The organism is Chitinophaga sp. 180180018-3 (assembly GCF_037893185.1).
In the GTDB taxonomy this organism is placed as follows: Bacteria; Bacteroidota; Bacteroidia; order Chitinophagales; family Chitinophagaceae; genus Chitinophaga.
This window is the reverse complement of sequence record NZ_CP140772.1, coordinates 7,784,249-7,806,609: the sequence shown is the minus strand read 5'-3', so window position 1 is coordinate 7,806,609 and position 22,361 is coordinate 7,784,249. Positions and strand designations below refer to the sequence as shown.

Genomic DNA, 22,361 nt, shown 5'->3' with positions numbered 1-22,361 from the left:
CAAATAGTTGTTTACCAGCCTAACACGTATGCAAAGATCAGCGGAGCCACAATCGTAGCATCTGACTCTACAATGAATTTAGGCGTATGAATATCGAGTTTGCCCCAGGTGATCTTCTCGTTGGGCACAGCGCCTGAGTAAGAACCATAAGAGGTAGTAGAATCGGAGATCTGGCAGAAATAGCTCCAGAATGGAACATCTGTCCATTCCAGATCCTGATACATCATCGGTACAACGCAGATCGGGAAATCACCGGCAATACCACCACCAATCTGGAAGAATCCAACTCCTTTACCAGATGAGTTTTTGCGGTACCAGTCTGACAGGAACACCATGTATTCGATACCACTCTTCATAGTAGAAGATTTCAGCTCGCCCTTGATGCAATAGGAGGCGAAGATGTTACCCATGGTGCTATCTTCCCAACCTGGTACGATGATAGGAATATTTTTCTCAGCAGCTGCGATCATCCAGCTGTGTTTAGTATCAATTTCGTAATGCTCTTTCATCACGCCGCTCAGCAGGAGCTTGTACATATATTCGTGCGGGAAATAGCGTTCACCTTTTTCTTCGGCATCTTTCCAGATCTTGTAGATATGGCGCTGGATGCGGCGGAAAGCTTCTTCTTCAGGAATACAGGTATCGGTTACGCGGTTAAAGCCTTGTTCCAGCAGATCCCATTCTTCCTGAGGACTCAGATCGCGGTAGTTAGGAACTCTTTTGTAGTGAGTATGTGCTACCAGGTTCATGATATCTTCTTCCAGGTTGGCACCAGTACAGGAGATAATATCCACTTTACCCTGACGGATCATTTCTGCGAAAGAAATGCCCAGTTCTGCCGTACTCATCGCACCGGCCAGAGTTACCATCATTTTACCACCTTCCAGCAGGTGTGTTTCATATCCTTTGGCAGCATCCACCAATGCAGCTGCGTTAAAGTGGCGGTAATGGTGCTGAATAAATTGAGAAACGGGTCCCTTGTTCATGTCATTTAATCATTTATACATTAACAGTCTGGCTAATAATGCCTTAACAGGCAGCAAAGTTAAGATAATTTTTGGTGGACGAGCGGGATGTGAATAAAACAAAAGAGCCCATGGCAAAAGCCACGGGCCATGTATTTTTAACACAACTAAAACTAAGCTTTTTTGAGTTTGTTATAGACCTTCATGTTACCATATTCATCTGACTTGATAACAGTCCAGGTATCCTGTCCTTCCAGGGTCACAAAGTAGGTCATCACCTCGCCGGCAGTATATTCCACTACACAGTAAATGCTTTCGTTCGGATACTTTTTGTTCAGTTTGCAGGCTAATTTCAGCGGCAGCTGATCTGCCTGAAGGTACCGCGAAGTGGCCAGCAATGTACCATCATCTTTGAAGAAGGCAGTTACCTTAGTGTTACTCATGGTAAACTTGGCGGTAAATGTTTTGTTATCATCGGTATACCATTTTACGTTGGTGGCACCGGTAAAGGATTCATTGAAAGTACTGTTGATTTTGTTGTTGACAGTAGTTTCATAAGGGCCTGCAAAGAGTACATTGACGCTCATTAACAGGGCTGCACTGATTAATAAGATAAGTTTTTTCATGGCGGAAAAAATTTATGTTTTTGAAATGCTTTTCGCTTTTGACAGTTCAAAGCTACTACACGAACGGGTGGGTGGTCAAGGCATACTTTACTGATGGAAGCACTCGAAAAGTTGGGTTATCCGCTTATGAACGTCCGCCTGACCGCACGCGAACACCTGCAAATACAGAGCAGCCATAGTCTGTGTGTTGGTGTCAACTTGCCAATGTTGCATTGGCCGGAGTTAAGATATTGTTAAAATGGATGGAAATACAGACCCGTTTCAAACAACTCCCAAAACGCCTGATCGCAATACCAGCCTGCATTCGGTTGAATTTGCTGTGGGAAGATGATATACTGAATGGGTTTTAACAAATGCAACCCCGCCAAAGTATCTATCTTCCGTTATATAATTATTTCATTTACAATTACTTACCATCCTCTTCGCTATCCGTTCTGGTCAGGTTCCGTTCGGCATAAATACGTACCTTGTAAGCATGAATCATTTGGCCCATGCTTACTTATCGTTCCGGCAACCGGAACTGATCACCGGCAATCTTATAGCAGACTTTGTGAAAGGAAAAAAACAGCTAACAGCTTACAACGCCGGTATACAGCAGGGTATTCGTATTCACCGGTCGATCGACAACTTTACTGACCAGCATCCGGTAACAGCCCGGGCCAAGCTCTTCTTCAAGCCATCGTGCGGGCTTTACAGCGGAGTATTCACAGATCTTGTATATGATCATTTCCTGGCCACAGATACCACCCGTTTCAGCGAAGATTCGCTGTATTCGTTTGCCCGTTACGTTTACAGCCAGATCAATGAGCGTGCAGGTATCTTACCTCCGGCATTCATGGAAATGTTCGGATATATGCAAACCTATAACTGGCTGTATAATTACCGTACCACGGAAGGCATATCAAGAGCTTTCAGAGGGATAGCCGCCAGGGCCAGGTATCTGAAAACAGATGGTAACGTTGTATTTGCCGTGTTTATGGAGCATTACGACGCGTTGAAATTGTGTTATGAAGCATTCTTCCCGGAGCTCCAGGAACATGTGGAAAATTTACTGAAGCAGGATAACCGCTAACAGCTTGTTAAAAGCGGTGAGCACTCTTTTCTGATTCCTCAAAATTGGGTAGGTTTGCCGCCAATTCTATCTAAAAGAAAAAGCTTTCCGGAATGATTAAAAAAGTGCTCCTCATTGCCTTTGTAGCAGGCATGCTTGGTTTGGGTGCCCAGGCACAGGATAAAAAACTACCACCATTAGATGCCAGTCCTATGGACATGGCTTATTACCCTGTAATGTATCCTTACACGGTGAAGGTAAAAGGCGAACCCGGTGCTTTGGTGGCCAGGGTCATATACAGCCGGCCTCAGACCAAAGGAAGGGAGATATTCGGTAACCTGGAAGAGTATGGAAAAATATGGCGGCTTGGCGCCAACGAGGCTACGGAAATTGAATTTTTCCGGCCCGTTACCATTGCCGGTAAAAATATTCCGAAAGGACGCTACACCATGTACGCCATCCCTACAGAAAAAACATGGACTATTATCCTGAATAAGGAAACTGATATCTGGGGAGCGTTTAAATACGATCAGAAAAAAGATGTTGTACGTACTGTGCTGCCGGTAGCATCGCTGGACACTCCTGTGGAAGCATTTACCATGGTATTTGAAAAGGCCGATCCGGGCGCCAACCTGATCATCGCCTGGGACAAGGTAAGTGTAAGCCTTCCTATCAAATGGCAGAAATAATTATTGGCTTTCAATCTTTGAAAAATGCAGTGGGAATATGCTTTTCCGCTGCATTTTTTTTAAAATAGAAAGGGCGGTAAGAATACCGCCCTAAGAATTTTAACCATATCCTATGAAAAACCTAAAACAAATGTAGAGCGATTATCCTTAGCCGTTATTCTCAAATTGGTGAAAGCTATAAAAATGTTCGTAAGCGTAGCTATTTACCAGATCATATGCATTCAGGAGCTAAATCAGACAACTCCCGCCACCTGACAATTCCCTTTCCGTCAATCGTAAAACTGAAGTATATTTGGTAACCGCCAGAAATTGCTCATTTTAAAACATTTAAGACATGAAGCTGGGTACAAAACTCATACACGCAGGTGTAGCTCCCGATCCCTCAACCGGCGCCATTATGACGCCGATCTTTCAGACCTCCACCTATGTGCAGAGTGCACCCGGGGTACATAAGGGCTATGAATACGCCCGTACCCAGAACCCCACCCGCGACGCCCTGCAGCAGGCATTGGCTGCTATAGAGAACGGTACACATGGTATTTGTTTTGGCAGCGGCCTGGCCGCCACAGATGCGGTAATGAAGTTACTGAGCCCCGGCGACGAAGTAATTGCCACCAACGACCTGTACGGAGGCACCTACAGAATCTTCACCAAAGTGTTTGAACGGTACGGCATTAAATTCAATTTTATTGACATGTCGGATGCCCTGAACATTGAATCTCATATTACCCCTCAAACAAAGCTGATCTGGCTGGAAACGCCTACCAACCCCTTACTCAGGATCATTGATATAGCCGCCTGTGCCCAGATAGCAAGAAAAAGTGAAGTAATGCTTTGTGTAGATAATACATTCGCGTCTCCTTATCTTCAAAATCCGTTGGACCTCGGCGCTGATATTGTATTACATTCTGCCACGAAATACCTGGGTGGCCACAGTGATGTGGTGCATGGTGCGGTAATTGTAAAAAACGAGGAGCTGGCCCGTCAGCTGTATTTTATACAGAACAGTTGTGGTGCAGTACCCGGTCCGCAGGATTGTTTCCTGGTATTGCGTGGTATAAAAACCCTTCATGTAAGGATGCAGCGTCATTGCGAAAACGGGGCAGTGGTAGCCAATTTTCTGCGCAGTCATCCCAAAGTAGACAAGGTATACTGGCCGGGCTTTACAGATCATCCTAATCATAGGATCGCTCAAAAGCAGATGCGGGGCTTTGGTGGTATGATGTCATTTACGCTGAAAGACGACAGCATGGAATCCGCGACCAGGATACTCAGCACCACCCACCTGTTTTCCCTCGCGGAATCGCTGGGTGGAGTAGAATCGCTGATAGGCCATCCCGCCAGCATGACCCATGCCTCTATTCCAAGAGAGGAAAGGATCAAAAACGGGCTGGTCGATTCTCTTATCCGTTTAAGTGTAGGTATAGAAGATGCAGATGATCTTACCGCTGATCTGGCTCAGGCTATTGGTTAAGTAATAAATTTTAATTCTTATCTCGTAAAAATTATCTTTACCAGCCTGTAATTATTTACCCTAACCATATCCAGAGCGTTTTTATACGCGATGAATGTCGTATAAAAACGCTTGTGGTAATACACGCGACATAACTTATGAAGATCCAGAAATTAAGGGAGTTTTTAGATGCCAAAGCGGCATACTACAATCACCCGGACTTTATTGCGAATGATCCGATCAGTATTCCTCATCGGTTCAGTGTATTGCAGGATATTGAAATAGCAGGTTTCTTCGCCGCCATACTGGCCTGGGGAAACCGTACCAGCATTATTAACAAATGCACAGAGCTATTGAAAATGATGGACGATGCTCCCTATGAGTTTATCCGTCACCATCAGCCGCGCGACCGTATGAAGCTACTTTCCTTCTGTCATCGCACGTTTAATGGCCTCGACCTGTTGTATTTCGTAGAATTCCTTCAGCATTATTACATCAATGTAACATCGCTGGAATTTGCGTTCAGTGCTCACATTTCGCCGGAAGATGAAAATGTGGAAAAAGCGCTGATTGGGTTCAGGAAAGTATTTTTTGCACTGGAACACCCGGATAGAACCGGCAAACACATTGCCACCCCGGCGAAAAATTCGGCCTGCAAGCGGCTGAACATGTATTTGCGCTGGATGGTCAGAAAAGATGAAAATGGCGTGGATTTTGGGCTGTGGCAACATATCCAGCCGGCTCAACTGGTATGTCCGATGGACGTTCATGTTAGCCGTGTAGCCGCCAGACTGGGACTTATTCCGGAATCAAAGTCGGACTGGAAAACAGCCACCGCACTTACTCATCAGCTGAAAAAGCTGGACCCGGATGATCCCGCCAAATATGATTTCGCGCTATTCGGACTGGGGGTAATTGAAAAATATGTTTGATTAAAATAAAAATTGTAATGAAAAGAATCCCGGGACTGATTGCGATAGCGGTAACCATGGCGTTTTCTGCCAATGCACAGGAGTATGTTGACCTGAACTATCAATTTGCGAAAGGTCAGCTGTTTGAAATGGAACAGAAAAGCAGAAGTGAAACCTATATGACGGTAAACGAGGTAATGCAACGCACCACCCGTGATTACAACAACACTATTGCTATCGAAGTAACTGCTGTGGAACCAGGAAAAACCACGCTGGCATTCCGCTACAAGGAGCTGAAATTTAACTTCAATGCCAAGAATACCAACATCTTCGTAGATGCCAAAATAAATAATGATAAAGAACCTTTTCAGGCCGGTCTGAAGAAAATGCTGGACCAACCCATCACCGTGGAAATCCAGTCGTCCGGCGTTATCAATAAAATCGACGGCCTGGAAGCCATCCTCAGCAACGCCTCTACCGCCTTCAGCAACCTCAAAAGCGATGAACAGGAAGCCTATAAAAAGCTGATGAAAGATCAGTTCGGCACAGATGCCTTCCGGAGCTGGCTGGAACAGCTGCTGATCATGTACCCGGCTCACGGCATTAAAACAGGAACTCAGTGGGAAGAGAACGTTCCCCTGAGAGGTGGCCTGGTAGGAAGGATAGACCTCTACTGGAATCTACAGACCTGGGATGCACAAACAGCGAAAATAGGTGGTACTTCTAAGATAAGCACCGATAAAATACAGGTACTTACCCTGGATGATGATATCAAAGCTACCGCAGAGATTTCAGGTACTACCAGCTCCAACTACCTGGTAGACCGCAGCAGCGGGTTACCAAGCATTTGCGTACAAAACACCGATATGTCCGGCGATTACACCTACAAAGTGAATAAAGCCAAACGTATCAAGCATGATATGAAAGTGCCGGTAAAAGTGGTGACTAATGCTTCTTATAAAATAAAAAGAATGAAATAATGACTGCTTTGCCAGCACAATATCTCGACGAAACAGCTGCACGGACCGGGGAACATTTCGAATTAACTGTTCCACCGCACATCAGTTATGAACAATTGGAAGAATTGCTGGCAATGAGAATCCAGACATTGATCAATGAAGATTTCAGCCATTTTATCTATTTGCTGTATCGTACAGATGTGGCAGAGAAAAAAGTAAAACAGATACTGGCGGCGGCCAATGCGGCCGGAGAAGATCCTTACCGCCCCATTGCCAGGCTGGTTATCGAACGGCAACTGGAAAAGATAATATCGCGGGCTACCTATAAACAAAACGATCTCCCCGACGATGAGGAGAAATGGTAAAACAGCCTTTAGTAAAATGCAGCGGAGATCACATAATAGGCTAAAATTGTGATCTCCGCTGCATTTTACTAAATACTAACTCCTATTTAAACATCAGTTCTTTCACTTTTTCTTTGTCTTCCTTCTCTTTTTCAAGGTCGAAGAAAGTGCCGAAAACCCTGTCCCAGACAGAAGAGCTTACACCAAAGCCCTTGTCTTCACTTTTATAGTGATGCAGGTGATGGTTGCGCCATACCGGCTTCATAAACTTAAACGGAGGGTTCCAGGCGTGGATGGCATAGTGCATGCTTCCATAAATCAGGTAACCCAGCAAAAAGCCCGGGAAAAACATGAAGGTGTACTGACGCAGGAAGATGTACTGGGCGCCGAAGATGGCCGAAGCCAGGATCAGGCTTGGTACCGGAGGCATGAACAAACGTTGCTTATCTCTCGGGTATTCGTGGTGGTTACCATGCATAACGTAAATGAAACGTTGCACCTTAGGACTGTCACTCGCAAAATGGAATAAAAAGCGATGCATGATATACTCAAAAAACGACCAGAAAAACATCGCTCCGAAGAATATTCCAGCTACCGCTCCCGGACTGAAACCCAGTGTATCATAGCTATAATACAACATATAGCCTATAATGGGCAGATACATTCCCCAAATTACCAATGGATGCGTTTTAGTTAGCATCTCCAGATACTGGCTTTCAAATAGTCTTGCCTGTCCTTTGTTCTTAATCTTTTCAAACTTCATAACTCCCCAAAAATTTTAGAATACAGTTACGGGATATGAATAAAACCTTTCTTTTATACCCTGACAACCAGCTCAGAATGATACCTATTCTGATGGCCGGGTTATCCTTTATAGACCGCAAAAATACGATCTTCAGGCGTTATTTCCTGCACCAATATGGATATAAAAAATATCTATTCCAGGGCTCCTATTCACGATAATTAATGCGGAACTGCTGCAAATCCGGTGTATGCCTGCGCTTGCGTTGCAGCTCATACATATAGATAATTTCTCCTATCTCCCGGAAAAATGGATATCCATCTTCCTCATATTCATACTTATCATCATTTAAAATACCATCCCTGTTCACGTAAATACTGCCTGTCAGCATAAATTCCACTTTATGTTTGAAGTCAACCACATATGCTGCATCCGTCAGAAACCCGTACGACCAGCCTGCCTTATTAAAAACGCGTATCCACTCCGGAATAGTTTGCCGGCCGTCTTTGAAAAAGAAAAATTTCGTGTAGCTGTCGAAGTATTCGGAAGTATCGTACCTGGGCCATTGGGTTTCAGAAGGGTACTGCGACATATACCGGTACAGAAAACGATAGTCATCGTTGCTGAGATTAAAGCGTTGACCAGCTGGTACAGAATTCGGGAATAGCACCGACTGCAACATATGCTGCAGTTCGGCCAGCGGCAGGATATTGTGTTTGGTAAAATCCATGGGAGCGGGTACCAGTTTGTCGTTTTTATCGAGATAGCCATGCCCGATAGTTATTTTCCGGCTGTAGTCGAAGGTGAGTGTGTCGTAAGCGGCCGGCTGTGCATATACCGGTTTTCCGGCCTGTACGAAGCGAATCGGTCCCGTATGGCGGTTTTCTTCTTCGGAAAGCGGCATAAACCGGCGTACAATACGGACATTCTTATATCCTTTTGCCCATAACTTTTCATTGATTGCCTGCTGACCACTGAATTCATACAGACGGTTATAGGCATCGTTATCGCTGATAAGAAAAACCCTTTTGACGTAATGCCCGACAGAAGGCAGGCCATTGGCAGAGGAGGAGTCGGTATGTACGGTTAGCTGGCCACTTGTGGTACTATCAGTCAGCATCGGCGTATCGCGGTTTAGTCCGGGTATATTCAACTCATTCAGTTTTTCCAGCGCCAGCAGGGCAATCGGCAGCTTTACTGTACTGGCCGGGTTAAAATATTTCGCAGGATCCACATCAAGATAATAGTGTTTGAAATGCGGCGTGTTATCCGCGTCTCTGTCGATTTGCGTGTAGATCAGCTGGTAGCGGAAAGAATCGGGGTACTGTAGTATATGTTGCAGAGCGGGAGACGCATTCCTCCACAGCATGTTTTGTAGCATCGTATCTGTGCGGGATTGCCCCTGCACGCTAAAACATTGACAATAAAGCAATAATAGCAGCAAACAGTAACGCATACACGGGTTTTCTACACCTAAATATAGCTCAAATCCCCGGCAGCTGCGTGCATTTTCCCCAAGAGTAACAAATCAGGAAAAAATAGCCATTCCATTTGGCAGCCATGCTTATATTTGGAAACTCATACAACCAGAACAATTAACAAGTCATGAAATTAGTAAGCTACTTAAGAGAAGAAACTGATCAACTGGCCATCCTGGTGGATGGTCTTTTATACAACACACAGGATCTGTTCCCCGATCTTCCCAACAACATGGGTATGTTCCTGATGATGTGGGAAGATGTGATAGATATCGCCATACAGGCAGATGCCTTGTTAAAACAGGGTAAACACCCTGGTTCTGCCGTGGGTATTCCGATGGAAAGTGTACAGCTGCTGTCGCCGGTACCGTTTCCAACATCCTGCCGGGATGGTTACGCATTCCGCCAACATGTGGCTGCCGCCCGCCGCAACCGGAAAGTACCGATGATACCGGAGTTTGACCAGTATCCTATCTTTTACTTTACGAACCATAACGCCATACAAGGGCCGGGCGAAATTGCGTGCATGCCCGATCATTTCGAAAAACTGGACTTTGAGCTCGAGGTAGCCATAGTCATCTGTAAGGCAGGACGCAATATCACTGCGGCGGAAGCGGATGAGCATATCGGCGGATTTATGATCATGAACGACATGAGCGCCCGTACCCTGCAGATGGAGGAGATGTTGCTGAACCTGGGACCCGCCAAAGGCAAGGATTTCAGCACCGTTATCGGGCCAATGCTGGTTACCCCCGACGAGCTGGAATCTTTCAAAGTACCCGCTAAACCGGGCCACACAGGCAATAACTATAGCCTTAAAATGACATGCAAAGTAAATGGCGTACAAGTCAGTGAAGGCAACATGGGCGATATGGACTGGACCTTCGCGGAGATAGTGGAACGATGTGCATACGGCGCCAATATTCTCCCGGGCGATATTATCGGCAGTGGCACAGTGGGCACCGGATGTTTTCTTGAATTGAACGGCACCGGTAAACTCAACGATCCGGAATATAAAGAGCAGTGGCTGCAACCAGGCGATGTAGTAGAGATGGAAGTAAGTGGGTTAGGAGTACTTACTAACACCATCGTTAAAGAAGACAGCGATTTTTCTATACTGGCACTCAAGAAAAAAGCGTGATGATGCAAATAGATCCTTCACAGATAAAAACCAGCGAACTGCACGCCTACCTGCAGAGCGCTGTGGCGCCGCGTCCTATTTGCTTTGCCAGCACGCTCGATGCCGACGGCCGGCCTAACCTTTCTCCCTTCAGCTTTTTCAATGTATTCGGTTCCAATCCTCCTACCCTTATATTTTCACCGGCGCGCAGGGTAAGGGATAATACGGTAAAGCATACACTGGAAAATGTTTATGCTACAAAAGAAGTCGTGATTAACGTAGTCAGCTACGACATGGTGCAACAGGCATCCCTTGCCAGCTGTGAGTATCCGGCAGGCGTGAACGAATTTGAAAAATCCGGTTTCACTCCCATAAAATCAGAGAAAGTACAGCCTTTCCGGGTAAAGGAAAGCCCCGTGCAAATGGAGTGTATCGTAAAACAGATCATTGCAACAGGGGAGCACGGGGGCGCCGGCAACCTCGTAATATGTGAGCCGGTATTGATACATATACAGGACCGTATTCTGAATGAAAACGGAAAAATTGATCCGCATAAAATAGACCTGGTAGCACGAATGGGCGGAGATTATTACTGCCGCGCTTCAGGTAACGCCGTATTTGAAGTTGCCAAACCCAATACCAGGTTGGGCATCGGCGTAGATGCGCTACCACAGCCCATCCGCAACAGTGCCATTCTTACCGGCAATAACCTGGGCCAGCTGGGCAATGTAGAAGAAATACCTTTCATTGATGCTACCTTTTCAGATGACCACTTGAAAAACATCATCCAATATTACAGTGTTACTCCGGAGGAAATGGAAAAAGAGCTGCACCATTATGCGCAGCGACTATTGAATGAAGGGAAGGTGAGGGAGGCGTGGCAAGTGCTTTTAGCCGGCTAATTCAAATCAAGAGAAAAATTAAGAAAATAGAAAGAAGAATTAAGAATGCCAGTGGAGATAGTAAACGCGAAAGTTAAACTCGCTATTATCTCCACTGGCATTCTTAATTCTTCTTTCTATTTTCTTAATTTTTTCTTCCTATTTCGCTCCAAACACCTTTTTCAGCAAATCAGTAGTTCGGGCAGCAGGGTTGGCACGGATGGCAGTTTCTTCTTTGCCTATCTGGTCAAATAAGGCATTTACAGCCATTGTAGTTACGTAGTCCTGCAGATCCGGATTTACTTTATTGAAAGTAGTGGGGAGTTTATTGTAGGAATTAACGATGCCAGAATAATAGCGGGTAGCGCTGGTACTGTCGAGTGATTTTTTGATTCCAGGAGAGAAGGCGGATTTCAGCGATTCAGTGGTTTTGCCTTTGAAGTAATCTGTGGCGGATGTATTTCCTCCTTTCACAAGATTGATCGCATCCGTCAGTGTCATCTGTTTGATGGCGTTCACGAATATAGGAGCTGCATAACCAACCGCCTTTTCCGCAGAACGGTTAATCTGCAGAATGGCTTTATCTACCTCGCTTCCAAGGCCGATGGCACGCAGGGTATTTCCAATTTTAACAGCGTCGGGAGGCAGCAATAACTTATATAACTCATTTCCGAAAAATCCATCAGTTTTATTCAGCTTGGCAATGCCAGCAGCAACACCCTTCGACAGTGCTTCTTTAATGGCAGATCCCGCATCAGATTCGGTAATGTTAGCGAGAGAAGTTCCGGAACCGTTATCTCCTGTACTATTGTTTTTATTGGCAGCCGATTCCAATTGTTTTCCCAATTTCTTCAGGAACTGTGCCTGACTGGCCTGCAGGCAAAAAAAGCCCAGCAGTACTAATAATGAACGCTTCAACATAATATTTATATAAAAATTAATGTCTTCAAATTTATAAATTATTCGTGTAAAGTCAGCAAAGGTATATGTGTCTGATAAGCCAGTTTAGATGTACGGCTGCGTTTGAAAATACTTTCAAAAAGACCGTGCTTCTTGGGTATGGTCAGGATCAGATCTGCCTTGTTTTCTTCGGCAAATTCCACGATCCCGGCCACCACATCCGGATTGTCGATGAAATGGTATACCGGTTGAAAATCTTCCAACAGCGTATCCAGCATCATAGTTTCAAAAGGCGTATCGGTTGTGAAGTGACGACTTTCATGATCGATATTAATCACATGCAATTCAGCGTTGAAGATACGCAGCAGCTTCTTCAGGGGAGTTATCGGTGTTGTATCAGCTACCTTACGCAGGTCGGCAGCAAACACAATTTTTTCTATCGGTTTATACCTGGCATTGCCCGGAACTACCAGCACCGGGAAGCTGGTGTGCTTCACCACATCTATCGTATTAGACCCCACCAGTACCTCTTCCAGCTTACTGCCACCGGTAATTCCCATCACAATCAGATCCACCCCTTCATTTTTACACACTTCTTCAATAGTGGCGGCCAGCAATGCGTTGTCTGCCCTTACCACCAGTGTGGTACCTCCATCTGCCAATGGCCCCAGTTCGCGTTTCATTTTATTGAGCCCATCCATGCTGGCCTCTCTCAGATCGTCCGGGTTCACCATAGGGATCATTGTAGGTATATCCGGAACAGGTACAATCAACTCATAAGCATGATACAAAATAATGCGGGTAGCGCCGAGGCTATTACCAAGGGCAATAGCGTATGTAGCAGCGTTATAAGCCGTATCAGAAAAATCAGTGGGGACGAGTAGTGTTTTCATATTCCTAATTTTGAGATACTGTCTTAAAGTTAGGAAATAAAGAACAGAGTATTAAAAATAGAGAATTAAGAATTAAGAAATAGCAGGAAGACCTTAGTGATTTGATAATAAGTCACTAAGGTCTTCCTGCTATTTCTTAATTCTTTATACTATCCTCTCTGCTCCGGTTTCATCTGCGGGAAAAACAGCACATCCTGAATAGATGGCTGGTTCGTCATCAGCATGGTGAGGCGGTCGATACCAATTCCGATACCGGATGTAGGCGGCATTCCGTATTCGAGGGCACGCAGGAAATCATAATCGATGTACATAGCTTCATCGTCGCCGCGTTCCATCAATTTTATCTGTTCTTCGAAACGTTCGCGCTGATCAATAGGATCATTCAGCTCGCTGTAAGCGTTGGCTATTTCCTTTCCGTTCACCATCAGTTCAAAACGCTCTACCAGTCCGGCTTTGCTGCGGTGCTTTTTAGTCAGCGGGCTCATTTCCACCGGGTAGTCTGTAATGAAAGTAGGCTGAATATAGTTGCCTTCACATTTTTCGCCGAAGATCTCATCTATCAGTTTAGCCTTGCCCAGCTTAGGATCCACATGTATGCTCAGTTGTTTGCAAACATCGCGGAGCTGTGCCTCATCCATTCCGGCAATTTCAAATCCGGTATGCTCCTTAATCGCCTCGTACATGGATACGCGGCGGAAAGGAGCTTTGAAATCGATGGTTTTATCACCTACCTGTACAGCGGTGGTACCATGCAGTGTGATGGCAATTTTTTCCAGCAGGGATTCTGTCGTACGCATCATCCAGTCATAATCTTTGTAAGCAGCGTACATTTCCATTACGGTGAATTCGGGATTGTGTGTACGGTCCATTCCCTCATTACGGAAATCCTTGGCAAATTCATACACCCCTTCAAATCCGCCTACGATCAGTCGTTTCAGGTACAATTCATTGGCGATACGCAGGTACAGCGGTATATCCAATGCATTGTGATGAGTAATAAACGGCCGTGCAGTAGCACCTCCAGGGATAGGTTGCAGAATGGGAGTTTCCACCTCCAGGTAGCCCAGGTTGTTATAGAATTCACGGATGGTTTGCAGGATCCTGGTGCGTTTGATAAACACCTCTTTGATCTCAGGATTAATCACCATGTCGGCATAACGCTGGCGGTACTTGAATTCCGGATCTGTTACCTCGTCAAACACTTCTCCCTCTCTTGCTTTTACAACAGGCAATGGGCGCAGTGATTTAGCAAGAATAGTTATTTCTTTAGCATGAACGGAAGTTTCGCCCGTTTTGGTGATAAAGGCATAGCCTTTTACGCCGATAATATCGCTGATATCGAGCAATTTCTTGAAAACAATGTCGTACATCGACTTATCCTCGCCCGGGCAGATATCGTCCCGGCGTATATATACCTGGATACGGCCTACGCTGTCCTGGATAACGGCAAATGCGGCTTTGCCCATATCACGAACGCTCATAATACGTCCAGCCAGGCATACTTCCTGGAATTGGTCCTTGGTTTCTTCCGAATAATTCGTTTTTATATTCACGGAAGTATCATTAACCGGGTATTCGGCCGCAGGATAAGGGTCTATACCCAGTTTATGCAGCTCCTGTAATTTTTCCCGGCGTATAATCTCTTGCTCAGATAATTGTGTCATGTCGTAATATTGGAGTGCAAAAATAATAAAAAGGGCTGTAAGACTACAGCCCTCTTATTTTTTGACCATATCCTATGAAAACCGGGATAAAGGTAGCCGCTTCCGCTGCGATTTTCAGCCATAGTTCCCCATCGCGGATAATTGATCCATAACCGGCGGGAATTACGTTGTTTCTGGCAGCAGGCAGTTGCCCGTTTATATAAATTGTTTATGCTATTTTTTACTTATGCTTATTTTCGTCCGTCAAGAGCAACAAAAAACCACCTGATACAAATTATGAGAAGCGAACAATGGTTCCAGCCAGCCTTCATAGGCGGTACTGCCACACTTTTACTGACTTCCCTCTGTTTGCAGGCGCAACAGAAACCAGATCTTACTTTTGAACAGGTATTTAAAGGCCAGGCAACCCATATCACCAATCCACTTCCGGCAATCCGGGAATGGACTGATGGCGAACATTACCTGGAAATGCGGCCGGATCCGGTCAATGGCCGAATGCAGGCCTGGAATGTGGATGCCCGTTCCGGTAAGGCCACCGTGTATACTGCGCCGGTAGATGGCCCCAGTGTGGAAGTACGGGAGAAAGATATCTTCTACAAAGCAGCAGATGGCCAGGTTACCCGTTTGACCAATGACAGCGCTGAAGAAAAAAATCCGACTCTTTCTCCCGATGGAAAGTATGTTGCCTTTACCCGCAACAACGATTTGTACAGTGTGGAAGTGAGCAGCAAAAAAGAAACCCGGTACACTACAGATGGTACTGATGTGATATATAATGGCTGGGCATCGTGGGTGTATTATGAAGAAATTCTGGGCCGGCCTACTCATTACCGCGCTTTCTGGTGGAGCCCCGATAGCCGGAAGATTGCATTCATGCATTTCAATGACAGCAAAGTACCCGTGTTTCCCATCTATAGCGAGAAAGGGCAGCATGGCTACCTCGAAAATACCCGTTACCCTAAAGCAGGCGACCCGAATCCCACAGTAAAACTGGGCGTGGTGGCCGTTTCAGGCGGACCAACCACCTGGGCTGACTTCAATGAGAATGACGATCAATATTTCGGAACACCGTTCTGGACTGACGACAGCCAGCAGCTTTGGATACAGTGGATGAACCGGGGCCAGGATAATCTGAAAATATACAGCATTAACCCGGAAAGTGGCGCCAGGAAAGAAATCTACGATGAGAAACAATCTACCTGGATCGACTGGTTTACTGCGGTTCCTTTTCTGAAAAACAAGCAGGGCTTCCTGCTGAAAAGCGATAAAACAGGTTGGGCGCATCTATATCTTTATAATATAGACGGCACCCCGAAAAAACAGCTTACTTCCGGCAACTGGACAGTAAAGGATGTTTTGGAGGTAGATGAAAAAAATCAACTCGTTTACTTTACTGCACGAAAGGAAGCATCTACCCGTTTCGATTTGTATAAAGTGAGCATGAAGTCGGGGGTAATTACACGCCTTACCAGTGGTAACTATAATAATGCTGTAAAACTGGCCCCTGGTGGTAAATATTTTATCACTACCTATTCTAACCTTCTGACGCCATCCAGAATGGCTCTGGGAGACAATAATGGAAAAGTAATCAGGGAGCTGGGAGATAGTAAAGGTTCCAAATTTGACGCCTACAATCTGGCCAAACCAGTGCTCCAAACGTATAAAACCCGCGATGGACTGGAACTTCCTCTTACCATCATGATGCCTGTTCATCTGGAGCAAGGGAAAAAATATCCCATCCTGATCAGCATTTACGGTGGCCCGGATGCCGGCACTGTATACGACACCTGGAAATTCACTCCTGAACAACAATGGTGGGCTCAGGAAGGGGTAGTACAAGTTGTGATCGATAACAGAAGCAGCGGCCAATTGGGCAAGATGGGTATGAATTATATCCACCGTAAACTCGGCATCCACGAAATTGAAGATTATATGGATGCTGCGAAATGGCTGCGTTCACAACCCTGGGCAGATGCCAGCAAAGTTTGTATGACAGGAGGAAGCTTCGGCGGTTACATGACTTGTATGGCATTGACCTATGGCGCCGACGTGTTCACCCACGGTATGGCCAACTTTGCAGTAACGGACTGGCAGTTATACGATAGCCACTATACGGAGCGGTATATGGATACTCCCGCCGAGAACCCGGAAGGTTATAAGACCACTGCAGTAATGACCTATGCAGATAAATACAAGGGCCTCCTGCGCATTACTCATGGCACAATGGACGACAACGTGCACATGCAAAACTGTATTCAGCTGATCGATAAACTCGAAAATCTGAATAAACACTTCGAGTTCATGTTATATCCCGGCGAGCGCCATGGCTGGAGAGGCGTGAAAAGCATTCACTCTACAAGCGAATCTTACCGCTTTATCTATAATCAGCTGCTCGATAAGGCTTACCCGCAGCAGTTTCAGCAGTAAACACATTAAAAAATTCTTCATTTATGGCCTGAATAGCAGACGCATACGTTCTGTTATCCAGGCCGTAAGTCATTTTAAAACATTCCAAGTAAAAGAAAGGGAGATAATAAGTGGGAGGTCCTAAAAAAGAAACAGGGCTGCAAGACTACAGCCCCGAAAAATTTTAACCATATCTTTATTGAAAAACCTATACCAAAGGTGGCTGAATTTTACGACACAGCAAGGCAGATTCTAGTGAACGGTATATTTTATCTGGTAAACGCTCAAAAAAAGAGGGTGAACGCAAGGGGCGAAAATGGGGTTCTAGATAAGTAAATTGCGCCGGAAATAAATTCAATTAAATGATAATCAAAAACATATATCAATTACAGCCATTTTACGACTATAAACGGTAAAAAAATAAAAAAGGGTGGTAAGAATACCGCCCTTGTAATAATTTTAACCATATCCTATGAAAAACCTATAACAAAGATATATCGGCGAACTTTCTGTTTAATTTCATTTCCGTGAACGATATATTATTGTTCGTAAACACAGGATAATGGTAAATGTCTTATTATATTATTCTAATAATAATATTATTAAAATAATGAATTAATAATTTAATGATTTTATAAGTAGATAATAATCAATCACAAACTATCTTACTTATCATGATTTAGGCAATTCGTTGCCCATTATTAACCAATTTATTGGGCTGCAACAGCACTACTTCTTTATTTTCTCCCACGGCTCCCAATACCAGGCATTCCGACATAAAATTGGCGATCTGCTTAACAGGGAAGTTCACCACCGCCACCACTTGTTTGCCCACCAACTCTTCCTTATTGTATAATTGAGTGATTTGCGCAGACGAACGTTTGTGTCCGAGCTCGGGTCCAAAATCGATTAATAGCTGATAAGCAGGGTTACGGGCTTTGGGAAAATCATTTACTTCCAGAATAGTACCTACTCTCATTTCTACTTTTTCAAAATCCGGCCAGCTGATAGTTTCCATATCTTTTCATTTTAGTTGTTTGTAAAATAGTAATCTGCACGTTGTTATACAACGCTTATAGAGCTCATCATTATTATGAGCGGTAAAAAACAGCCTCTGAAATACGCCAAACTGGCATAATTATTGACTTTCATAGCGCAAATTTTAGGTTAAAAAATAGGTTAAAGCGAAAGAACCCCACCTGCAGAGGTGGGGTTCTTTCGCTTTATATAGTCAGGTAAGTCTAATTTGCCGTAGAAGTACTGTCTTGTACCGTAATAGGTCCGCTTACATTGAGGATCTTCTTTTCGCTGAAATCTTCGTTCGCTTCCAGCCCCCAACCATGCAGGGAATCTGTGGGTGTTTTTATAAATACCTCTTTGGTAGAGTAGAAGATCTTTCTCTTGGGATCCCAGTTTAATTCATCTGTATTGAGTTTTTCTCCCTTCTTATTAATAACTTCAACATTCTTCGATAAATATACATTCCCTTCTTCTTCCATATACTTACCGACCTTAGCAGAAAGGGTACTTTCCAGCCCCAGGCTGTCGTTGTACATAAATACCTTGAGCCCGTTTTTAAACAATACAGAGGAAGGGCGTTCCAGGGTACGCTCCAGTGTAGGAGCTACCAATTTAGCATTCACCTTTCCTCCCTGGCTGAAGATGATAGTAATGTCCTGTCCGTTTTCAGTGGCCGCTTTTTTGGAGTCCAGCTCCATGACTGTCTGAATGTCATTTTCACAGCTGCTGAAGGCAAGGGCTATTATTGAGAATAAGATGATTCGTCTGATCATTTTTATGAATAATGCGCCAAAGATAAGGAAAGCCCTTAAAGGAGAAAGCCAAAAGCTACTGAAGCAAACAACAGGAGGAGTATGTACCTGTTCCAGACATCAATAGCTTTTGGCCTTCGGTTCGGGGCATTTGCCCTTAGTCGTATTTACGTTTGATGAACCATTTATCACTGAGGGTCAGACCCAGCGACACACGGTAAGTATTTTCCTTGAGGACAGTTTGGTTGTTGCCCCGGTGAGCAACTTCAAACGCCAGATTGATCATGCTGTACTGATTGGAGTAAGGCATACGGCGTACTGGTAATCCGGCACCTACGGTGAAACCCATCATTGGCATATTTTGTCCGTTGAGTTTCAGATAGTCGCGCCCGTAGTAACCACCAAGACGATAAGCCACCCTGTTCCAGTATCCATTCAGTGCAGTGGCATTGGGTACGAACTGGCCTCCTACGGCTAATTTCCAGGAATTCTGCAAAGAATCCTTTGCACCGAAGTTGCTGAAATCACTCCACTGGGAAGTATTGAAGTCTACACCTACGATCCATTTATCGTATTTGCGGAGCATAATACCTCCTCCGAATTCCTGTGGATACACAACAGTACCTCTGGCACCTTTAACATATTGGGCTGTATCCTGGGTGACGAAGTTATTATTACCCGCGTCGTATTGCTGTGTTTCGAAAAGCAGTTCCTGACGGCCGTGCATATTCTGTTTCAGACTACCGGTTGCTCCGAAGGTAAGATCCATATCTTTTGTAAGCTTGGTCCGGTACTGTACACCAGCTTTATAGAAGAAGCTGCTGTAGTTGGTCCGGAACATACGATGAGAAACGTAAGTGGTCTGATCGGGAAAGATAAGACGGGTATTGTTTTCGATATTACCGAACAGATAGCCCAGGTTTACACCTACACTGAAATTACCAAAGCGTATGCCGGTACCGGCATACAGCTGGTACAAACCACCGCTGCCCTCATACCTGTTGGCCAATGGCAGTTTAAGTGTATCGAAGAAAGTACCGGTGCTTCCCTGTTGAATATTATAGCTGACCCTTGTTACCGGGCGCAGCCCGAGGTTAAGGCCCCACTTATTAATAATGATCGGAATACCTACCTGGAGGTAAGAGAGTGTTCCAAAACCAGAGCTGAATTTAGCACTCTGCTCGGTGATCGACCGGCCTCCGCCTTCAACGCCAACGTCGAAAGTGGTAAGTACCAGGCTGGAATAGCTGGCTGGGTTGATAAAATTAACTGCCTGAGGATCACTGTAGGCTTGGGAAATCCCTCCCATTCCACGGTTGACCGTGTTTTGATTATTATTCAGGTCTCCTAATCCGTAGCGGGAATATGGTGAGTTGTCCTGTGCCGTTGCTCTGTTTGCCAGTAGGAAGAAAACTCCGACCAGGCAGAGAATATTGACTTTTATCCAATGCATTTAGTTACAGAATTGAGTTTAAGCCCTATTCCTGTTAAAATATGGGACTGCAAATATCTACTTTTTAAGGCGTGAAGCAAAAAAAACCAAAAATGTACCTGTTAAATGCACGTTAAAGTTCCTGCTTTTCTGGTTGGAAAAATATAACCAGCGGGCATTTCCACGATTTTTAAATATTATCGGCAGAAAGATTACGGAAGTGACCATTCAGCTGAACCCGCTCTTTCAGTCGTTCCATTTCAGCCATCATGGGGATCACCTTGTGAAGGTGTCTCTTGAGATATTCCAGCCGCTGGGCTTCATAAAACAGGTGGAGCAGGTCATATTCCTCATCGAGCGACAGGCCGGCATGGTGGGCCAGGTCATATGACTGCAGCTGGTTGTCGTCTTTCCTGAAATTCTTGTGGATCTGCAGGATAGCATGTAATTCCCTTACACCATGCAGGACTTCCTGGAGCAATTTGGCAGAAACAGTTTCGTTATTGTCCGGGTAATTGACGATGGCACCTGTATACATCTTGTCAGGAATATCGTCTACTCGTTCCAGTATTCTGAAAACGCTTTCTCCCATGGTTACAATGTCCATTTCCCCATTCTCATATATTTTTTCTACCTTTTTTATTTGCACGAGTGTTCCATATTCCATTATTTTTTTATTTATTACAACTGGAATACCAAATGGCTTCTGCTCTGCCAGGCAGGAAGTGACCAATTGCTTATAACGGGGCTCAAAAATATGCAGGTTCAGTTGCTCCCCGGGATAGACTACAATACCAAGCGGAAATATGGAAATAAAATTTGTCATTCACTATAATTATACATCAAACTGATCAATATACCTATGCGCAACTACGAATTAGCTAAGAGATAAACATAATTATCTTTTTTTCGAAAAAAGATATAATATCTTCGTTTTATCATTTATTTATATGTAAATATATACCTTACAAATAATCAAACTATCTAACATGCCAAGATTCGTTATAGACTGTGAAAGATTAAAATATCCGAATACCGGTCTATATACCTATTGCTACGAACTTGGCCGTTCTTTATTACAGATTGTTTCGCCACCGGAAGAGCTGTATTTCTATCTTCCAGACAAAAAAATTACAGCTTTTGACGGAGAATTATCATACAGGCAAAAGCTATGGCATAAGCTATGGATGCCATATTCAAAAGACATCCAATTGTGGCATACCGCTTATCAGTCGTCTGGTTACTACCCCCGTTCCAGGGATGTTAAAATGGTATTAACTATTCATGATCTGAACTTCCTATACAAACCATACATTGTGCCCCGAAAGCCGCTTAAATTATCGAAAGTTCAGCGGATGATAGAACGGGCTGACCATATTATAACTATTTCCAATTATGTAAAGCAGGACGTAGAGCGAAACCTGGACATCGGAAATAAACCACTCAGTGTTATCTACAATGGATGCGATGTAAAAGAGTTTCCTGGTTTCAACAATCCTGTTTATCGTCCGGCTACACCATTTCTTTTTACCATAGGTACTATTTTACCTAAAAAGAATTTCCACGTTTTACCCGCTCTACTTAAAAATACGAATTATGAATTAATCATAGCAGGCAATGAAAATGCAGCTTACCAAAAGCGGATTATGCAGGAAGCAGCATTACATGGGGTATCTGACAGGGTCAGAATAGTAGGGCCTGTTTCAGAAGAAGATAAATACTGGTATTACCGCCATTGCACCGCTTTTGTGTTCCCATCGATCGCGGAGGGTTTTGGTATACCGGTGGTAGAAGCCATGCATTTTGGGAAGCCGGTGTTTTTATCTGATAAAACCAGTTTGCCGGAAATAGGAGGACATCTTGCCTATTATTTTGAGAATTTTGAGCCCGCGTATATGCAGGAAGTTTTCAGGAAAGGCATGGAGCATTATAACAATACCCAGCCAATAGAGCAACTGATTGCTCATGCGAACAGTTTCAGGTGGACAGATATAGCCCGTCAATACCTGGATATTTACCACTCGCTCGTATCATAAAGGAATTGCCGCTATTTTTGTCTGCAAACAGTAATCATT

At 44.4% G+C, this 22,361-nt stretch carries 21 protein-coding genes; 10 read left to right on the top strand and 11 right to left on the bottom strand.

Annotation, left to right across the window (positions count from 1 at the left end):
* Window positions 1-11: 11 nt before the first annotated feature.
* Both UNH61_RS30925 and UNH61_RS30920 read right to left on the bottom strand, forming a co-directional pair.
* The gene (locus UNH61_RS30925) at window positions 12-986 is read right to left on the bottom strand and encodes a deoxyhypusine synthase family protein (RefSeq protein WP_326995891.1); all 975 of its coding nucleotides are present in this window, start codon (window positions 984-986) and stop codon (window positions 12-14) included.
* A 152-nt stretch (window positions 987-1,138) separates the two neighbouring features.
* Window positions 1,139-1,591 carry a hypothetical protein gene (locus UNH61_RS30920; protein ID WP_326995890.1) on the bottom strand — a complete coding sequence of 151 codons (453 nt, stop codon included), beginning with the start codon at window positions 1,589-1,591 and terminating at the stop codon, window positions 1,139-1,141.
* Between the two features lie 475 nt (window positions 1,592-2,066).
* On the opposite strand from UNH61_RS30920, the gene UNH61_RS30915 reads away from it, so the two are divergent.
* The 6 genes from UNH61_RS30915 to UNH61_RS30890 all read left to right on the top strand — a co-directional run bounded on the left by UNH61_RS30915 (window position 2,067) and on the right by UNH61_RS30890 (window position 7,019).
* On the top strand, window positions 2,067-2,663 hold the full coding sequence (locus tag UNH61_RS30915) for an ACP phosphodiesterase (RefSeq protein ID WP_326995889.1): 597 nt from the start codon (window positions 2,067-2,069) through the stop codon (window positions 2,661-2,663).
* Window positions 2,664-2,755: 92 nt separating this feature from the next.
* Entirely contained in the window at window positions 2,756-3,331 is a 576-nt protein-coding gene (locus UNH61_RS30910; protein ID WP_326995888.1) for a DUF2911 domain-containing protein, read from the top strand.
* A 334-nt stretch (window positions 3,332-3,665) separates the two neighbouring features.
* Window positions 3,666-4,805 (top strand): cystathionine gamma-synthase, encoded by a 1,140-nt coding sequence (locus UNH61_RS30905; protein WP_326995887.1) that lies wholly within the window; start codon window positions 3,666-3,668, stop codon window positions 4,803-4,805.
* 137 nt (window positions 4,806-4,942) lie between these two features.
* A complete protein-coding gene (locus UNH61_RS30900; RefSeq protein ID WP_326995886.1) occupies window positions 4,943-5,716 on the top strand; it encodes a TIGR02757 family protein in 774 nt (257 codons plus the stop codon).
* A 17-nt stretch (window positions 5,717-5,733) separates the two neighbouring features.
* Entirely contained in the window at window positions 5,734-6,675 is a 942-nt protein-coding gene (locus tag UNH61_RS30895; protein WP_326995885.1) for a DUF6263 family protein, read from the top strand.
* On the top strand, window positions 6,675-7,019 hold the full coding sequence (locus tag UNH61_RS30890; protein WP_326995884.1) for a hypothetical protein: 345 nt from the start codon (window positions 6,675-6,677) through the stop codon (window positions 7,017-7,019). The genes UNH61_RS30895 and UNH61_RS30890 overlap by 1 nt, the downstream gene beginning before the upstream one ends.
* Before the next feature lie 82 nt (window positions 7,020-7,101).
* Here the strand turns inward: UNH61_RS30890 and UNH61_RS30885 are convergent, their stop codons facing one another.
* The gene (locus UNH61_RS30885) at window positions 7,102-7,761 is read right to left on the bottom strand and encodes a sterol desaturase family protein (RefSeq protein WP_326995883.1); all 660 of its coding nucleotides are present in this window, start codon (window positions 7,759-7,761) and stop codon (window positions 7,102-7,104) included.
* A 187-nt stretch (window positions 7,762-7,948) separates the two neighbouring features.
* Window positions 7,949-9,109, bottom strand: a complete 1,161-nt coding sequence (locus UNH61_RS30880) for a serine hydrolase (RefSeq protein WP_326995882.1) — start codon at window positions 9,107-9,109, stop codon at window positions 7,949-7,951.
* Between the two features lie 236 nt (window positions 9,110-9,345).
* Between UNH61_RS30880 and UNH61_RS30875 the strand changes: the two genes are divergently transcribed.
* The gene (locus UNH61_RS30875; protein WP_326995881.1) at window positions 9,346-10,359 is read left to right on the top strand and encodes a fumarylacetoacetate hydrolase family protein; all 1,014 of its coding nucleotides are present in this window, start codon (window positions 9,346-9,348) and stop codon (window positions 10,357-10,359) included.
* Window positions 10,359-11,240 carry a flavin reductase family protein gene (locus UNH61_RS30870; protein WP_326995880.1) on the top strand — a complete coding sequence of 294 codons (882 nt, stop codon included), beginning with the start codon at window positions 10,359-10,361 and terminating at the stop codon, window positions 11,238-11,240. Before UNH61_RS30875 ends, UNH61_RS30870 begins: the two co-directional genes overlap by 1 nt.
* 138 nt (window positions 11,241-11,378) lie before the next feature.
* On the opposite strand, the gene UNH61_RS30865 is transcribed toward UNH61_RS30870, so the two are convergent.
* From UNH61_RS30865 to lysS, 3 genes are all read right to left on the bottom strand, one after another.
* The gene (locus UNH61_RS30865; protein WP_326995879.1) at window positions 11,379-12,140 is read right to left on the bottom strand and encodes a DUF4197 domain-containing protein; all 762 of its coding nucleotides are present in this window, start codon (window positions 12,138-12,140) and stop codon (window positions 11,379-11,381) included.
* 38 nt (window positions 12,141-12,178) lie between these two features.
* Entirely contained in the window at window positions 12,179-13,012 is an 834-nt protein-coding gene (locus tag UNH61_RS30860) for a universal stress protein (RefSeq protein WP_326995878.1), read from the bottom strand.
* Between the two features lie 149 nt (window positions 13,013-13,161).
* On the bottom strand, window positions 13,162-14,676 hold the full coding sequence (gene lysS / locus UNH61_RS30855) for a lysine--tRNA ligase (protein ID WP_326995877.1): 1,515 nt from the start codon (window positions 14,674-14,676) through the stop codon (window positions 13,162-13,164).
* Window positions 14,677-14,952: 276 nt separating this feature from the next.
* On the opposite strand from lysS, the gene UNH61_RS30850 reads away from it, so the two are divergent.
* Complete coding sequence (locus UNH61_RS30850; RefSeq protein WP_326995876.1) at window positions 14,953-17,103, top strand: S9 family peptidase; 2,151 nt, start codon at window positions 14,953-14,955, stop codon at window positions 17,101-17,103.
* Window positions 17,104-17,761: 658 nt separating this feature from the next.
* Here the strand turns inward: UNH61_RS30850 and UNH61_RS30845 are convergent.
* From UNH61_RS30845 to UNH61_RS30830, 4 genes are all read right to left on the bottom strand, one after another.
* A complete protein-coding gene (locus UNH61_RS30845; RefSeq protein WP_326995875.1) occupies window positions 17,762-18,100 on the bottom strand; it encodes a tRNA-binding protein in 339 nt (112 codons plus the stop codon).
* Between the two features lie 223 nt (window positions 18,101-18,323).
* Complete coding sequence (gene lptC / locus UNH61_RS30840) at window positions 18,324-18,875, bottom strand: LPS export ABC transporter periplasmic protein LptC (RefSeq protein WP_326995874.1); 552 nt, start codon at window positions 18,873-18,875, stop codon at window positions 18,324-18,326.
* 136 nt (window positions 18,876-19,011) lie between these two features.
* The gene (locus UNH61_RS30835; RefSeq protein WP_326995873.1) at window positions 19,012-20,307 is read right to left on the bottom strand and encodes a hypothetical protein; all 1,296 of its coding nucleotides are present in this window, start codon (window positions 20,305-20,307) and stop codon (window positions 19,012-19,014) included.
* Between the two features lie 169 nt (window positions 20,308-20,476).
* Window positions 20,477-21,112, bottom strand: a complete 636-nt coding sequence (locus tag UNH61_RS30830) for an LON peptidase substrate-binding domain-containing protein (RefSeq protein WP_326995872.1) — start codon at window positions 21,110-21,112, stop codon at window positions 20,477-20,479.
* A gap of 163 nt (window positions 21,113-21,275) precedes the next feature.
* Here UNH61_RS30830 and UNH61_RS30825 point away from each other — a divergent pair, with 163 nt between their 5' ends.
* Window positions 21,276-22,322, top strand: coding sequence for a glycosyltransferase family 1 protein (locus UNH61_RS30825; protein ID WP_326995871.1), 1,047 nt, complete (start codon window positions 21,276-21,278; stop codon window positions 22,320-22,322).
* Window positions 22,323-22,361: the final 39 nt, after the last annotated feature.

What these genes read in the sequence shown, in the direction of transcription:
- UNH61_RS30925 (WP_326995891.1), bottom strand. Translation starts at nt 986, where the DNA reads ATGAACAAGGGACCCGTTTCTCAATTTATTCAGCACCATTACCGCCAC.
- UNH61_RS30920 (WP_326995890.1), bottom strand. Translation starts at nt 1,591, where the DNA reads ATGAAAAAACTTATCTTATTAATCAGTGCAGCCCTGTTAATGAGCGTC.
- UNH61_RS30915 (WP_326995889.1), top strand. Translation starts at nt 2,067, where the DNA reads ATGAATCATTTGGCCCATGCTTACTTATCGTTCCGGCAACCGGAACTG.
- UNH61_RS30910 (WP_326995888.1), top strand. Translation starts at nt 2,756, where the DNA reads ATGATTAAAAAAGTGCTCCTCATTGCCTTTGTAGCAGGCATGCTTGGT.
- UNH61_RS30905 (WP_326995887.1), top strand. Translation starts at nt 3,666, where the DNA reads ATGAAGCTGGGTACAAAACTCATACACGCAGGTGTAGCTCCCGATCCC.
- UNH61_RS30900 (WP_326995886.1), top strand. Translation starts at nt 4,943, where the DNA reads ATGAAGATCCAGAAATTAAGGGAGTTTTTAGATGCCAAAGCGGCATAC.
- UNH61_RS30895 (WP_326995885.1), top strand. Translation starts at nt 5,734, where the DNA reads ATGAAAAGAATCCCGGGACTGATTGCGATAGCGGTAACCATGGCGTTT.
- UNH61_RS30890 (WP_326995884.1), top strand. Translation starts at nt 6,675, where the DNA reads ATGACTGCTTTGCCAGCACAATATCTCGACGAAACAGCTGCACGGACC.
- UNH61_RS30885 (WP_326995883.1), bottom strand. Translation starts at nt 7,761, where the DNA reads ATGAAGTTTGAAAAGATTAAGAACAAAGGACAGGCAAGACTATTTGAA.
- UNH61_RS30880 (WP_326995882.1), bottom strand. Translation starts at nt 9,109, where the DNA reads ATGCTGTGGAGGAATGCGTCTCCCGCTCTGCAACATATACTACAGTAC.
- UNH61_RS30875 (WP_326995881.1), top strand. Translation starts at nt 9,346, where the DNA reads ATGAAATTAGTAAGCTACTTAAGAGAAGAAACTGATCAACTGGCCATC.
- UNH61_RS30870 (WP_326995880.1), top strand. Translation starts at nt 10,359, where the DNA reads ATGATGCAAATAGATCCTTCACAGATAAAAACCAGCGAACTGCACGCC.
- UNH61_RS30865 (WP_326995879.1), bottom strand. Translation starts at nt 12,140, where the DNA reads ATGTTGAAGCGTTCATTATTAGTACTGCTGGGCTTTTTTTGCCTGCAG.
- UNH61_RS30860 (WP_326995878.1), bottom strand. Translation starts at nt 13,012, where the DNA reads ATGAAAACACTACTCGTCCCCACTGATTTTTCTGATACGGCTTATAAC.
- lysS (WP_326995877.1), bottom strand. Translation starts at nt 14,676, where the DNA reads ATGACACAATTATCTGAGCAAGAGATTATACGCCGGGAAAAATTACAG.
- UNH61_RS30850 (WP_326995876.1), top strand. Translation starts at nt 14,953, where the DNA reads ATGAGAAGCGAACAATGGTTCCAGCCAGCCTTCATAGGCGGTACTGCC.
- UNH61_RS30845 (WP_326995875.1), bottom strand. Translation starts at nt 18,100, where the DNA reads ATGGAAACTATCAGCTGGCCGGATTTTGAAAAAGTAGAAATGAGAGTA.
- lptC (WP_326995874.1), bottom strand. Translation starts at nt 18,875, where the DNA reads ATGATCAGACGAATCATCTTATTCTCAATAATAGCCCTTGCCTTCAGC.
- UNH61_RS30835 (WP_326995873.1), bottom strand. Translation starts at nt 20,307, where the DNA reads ATGCATTGGATAAAAGTCAATATTCTCTGCCTGGTCGGAGTTTTCTTC.
- UNH61_RS30830 (WP_326995872.1), bottom strand. Translation starts at nt 21,112, where the DNA reads ATGACAAATTTTATTTCCATATTTCCGCTTGGTATTGTAGTCTATCCC.
- UNH61_RS30825 (WP_326995871.1), top strand. Translation starts at nt 21,276, where the DNA reads ATGCCAAGATTCGTTATAGACTGTGAAAGATTAAAATATCCGAATACC.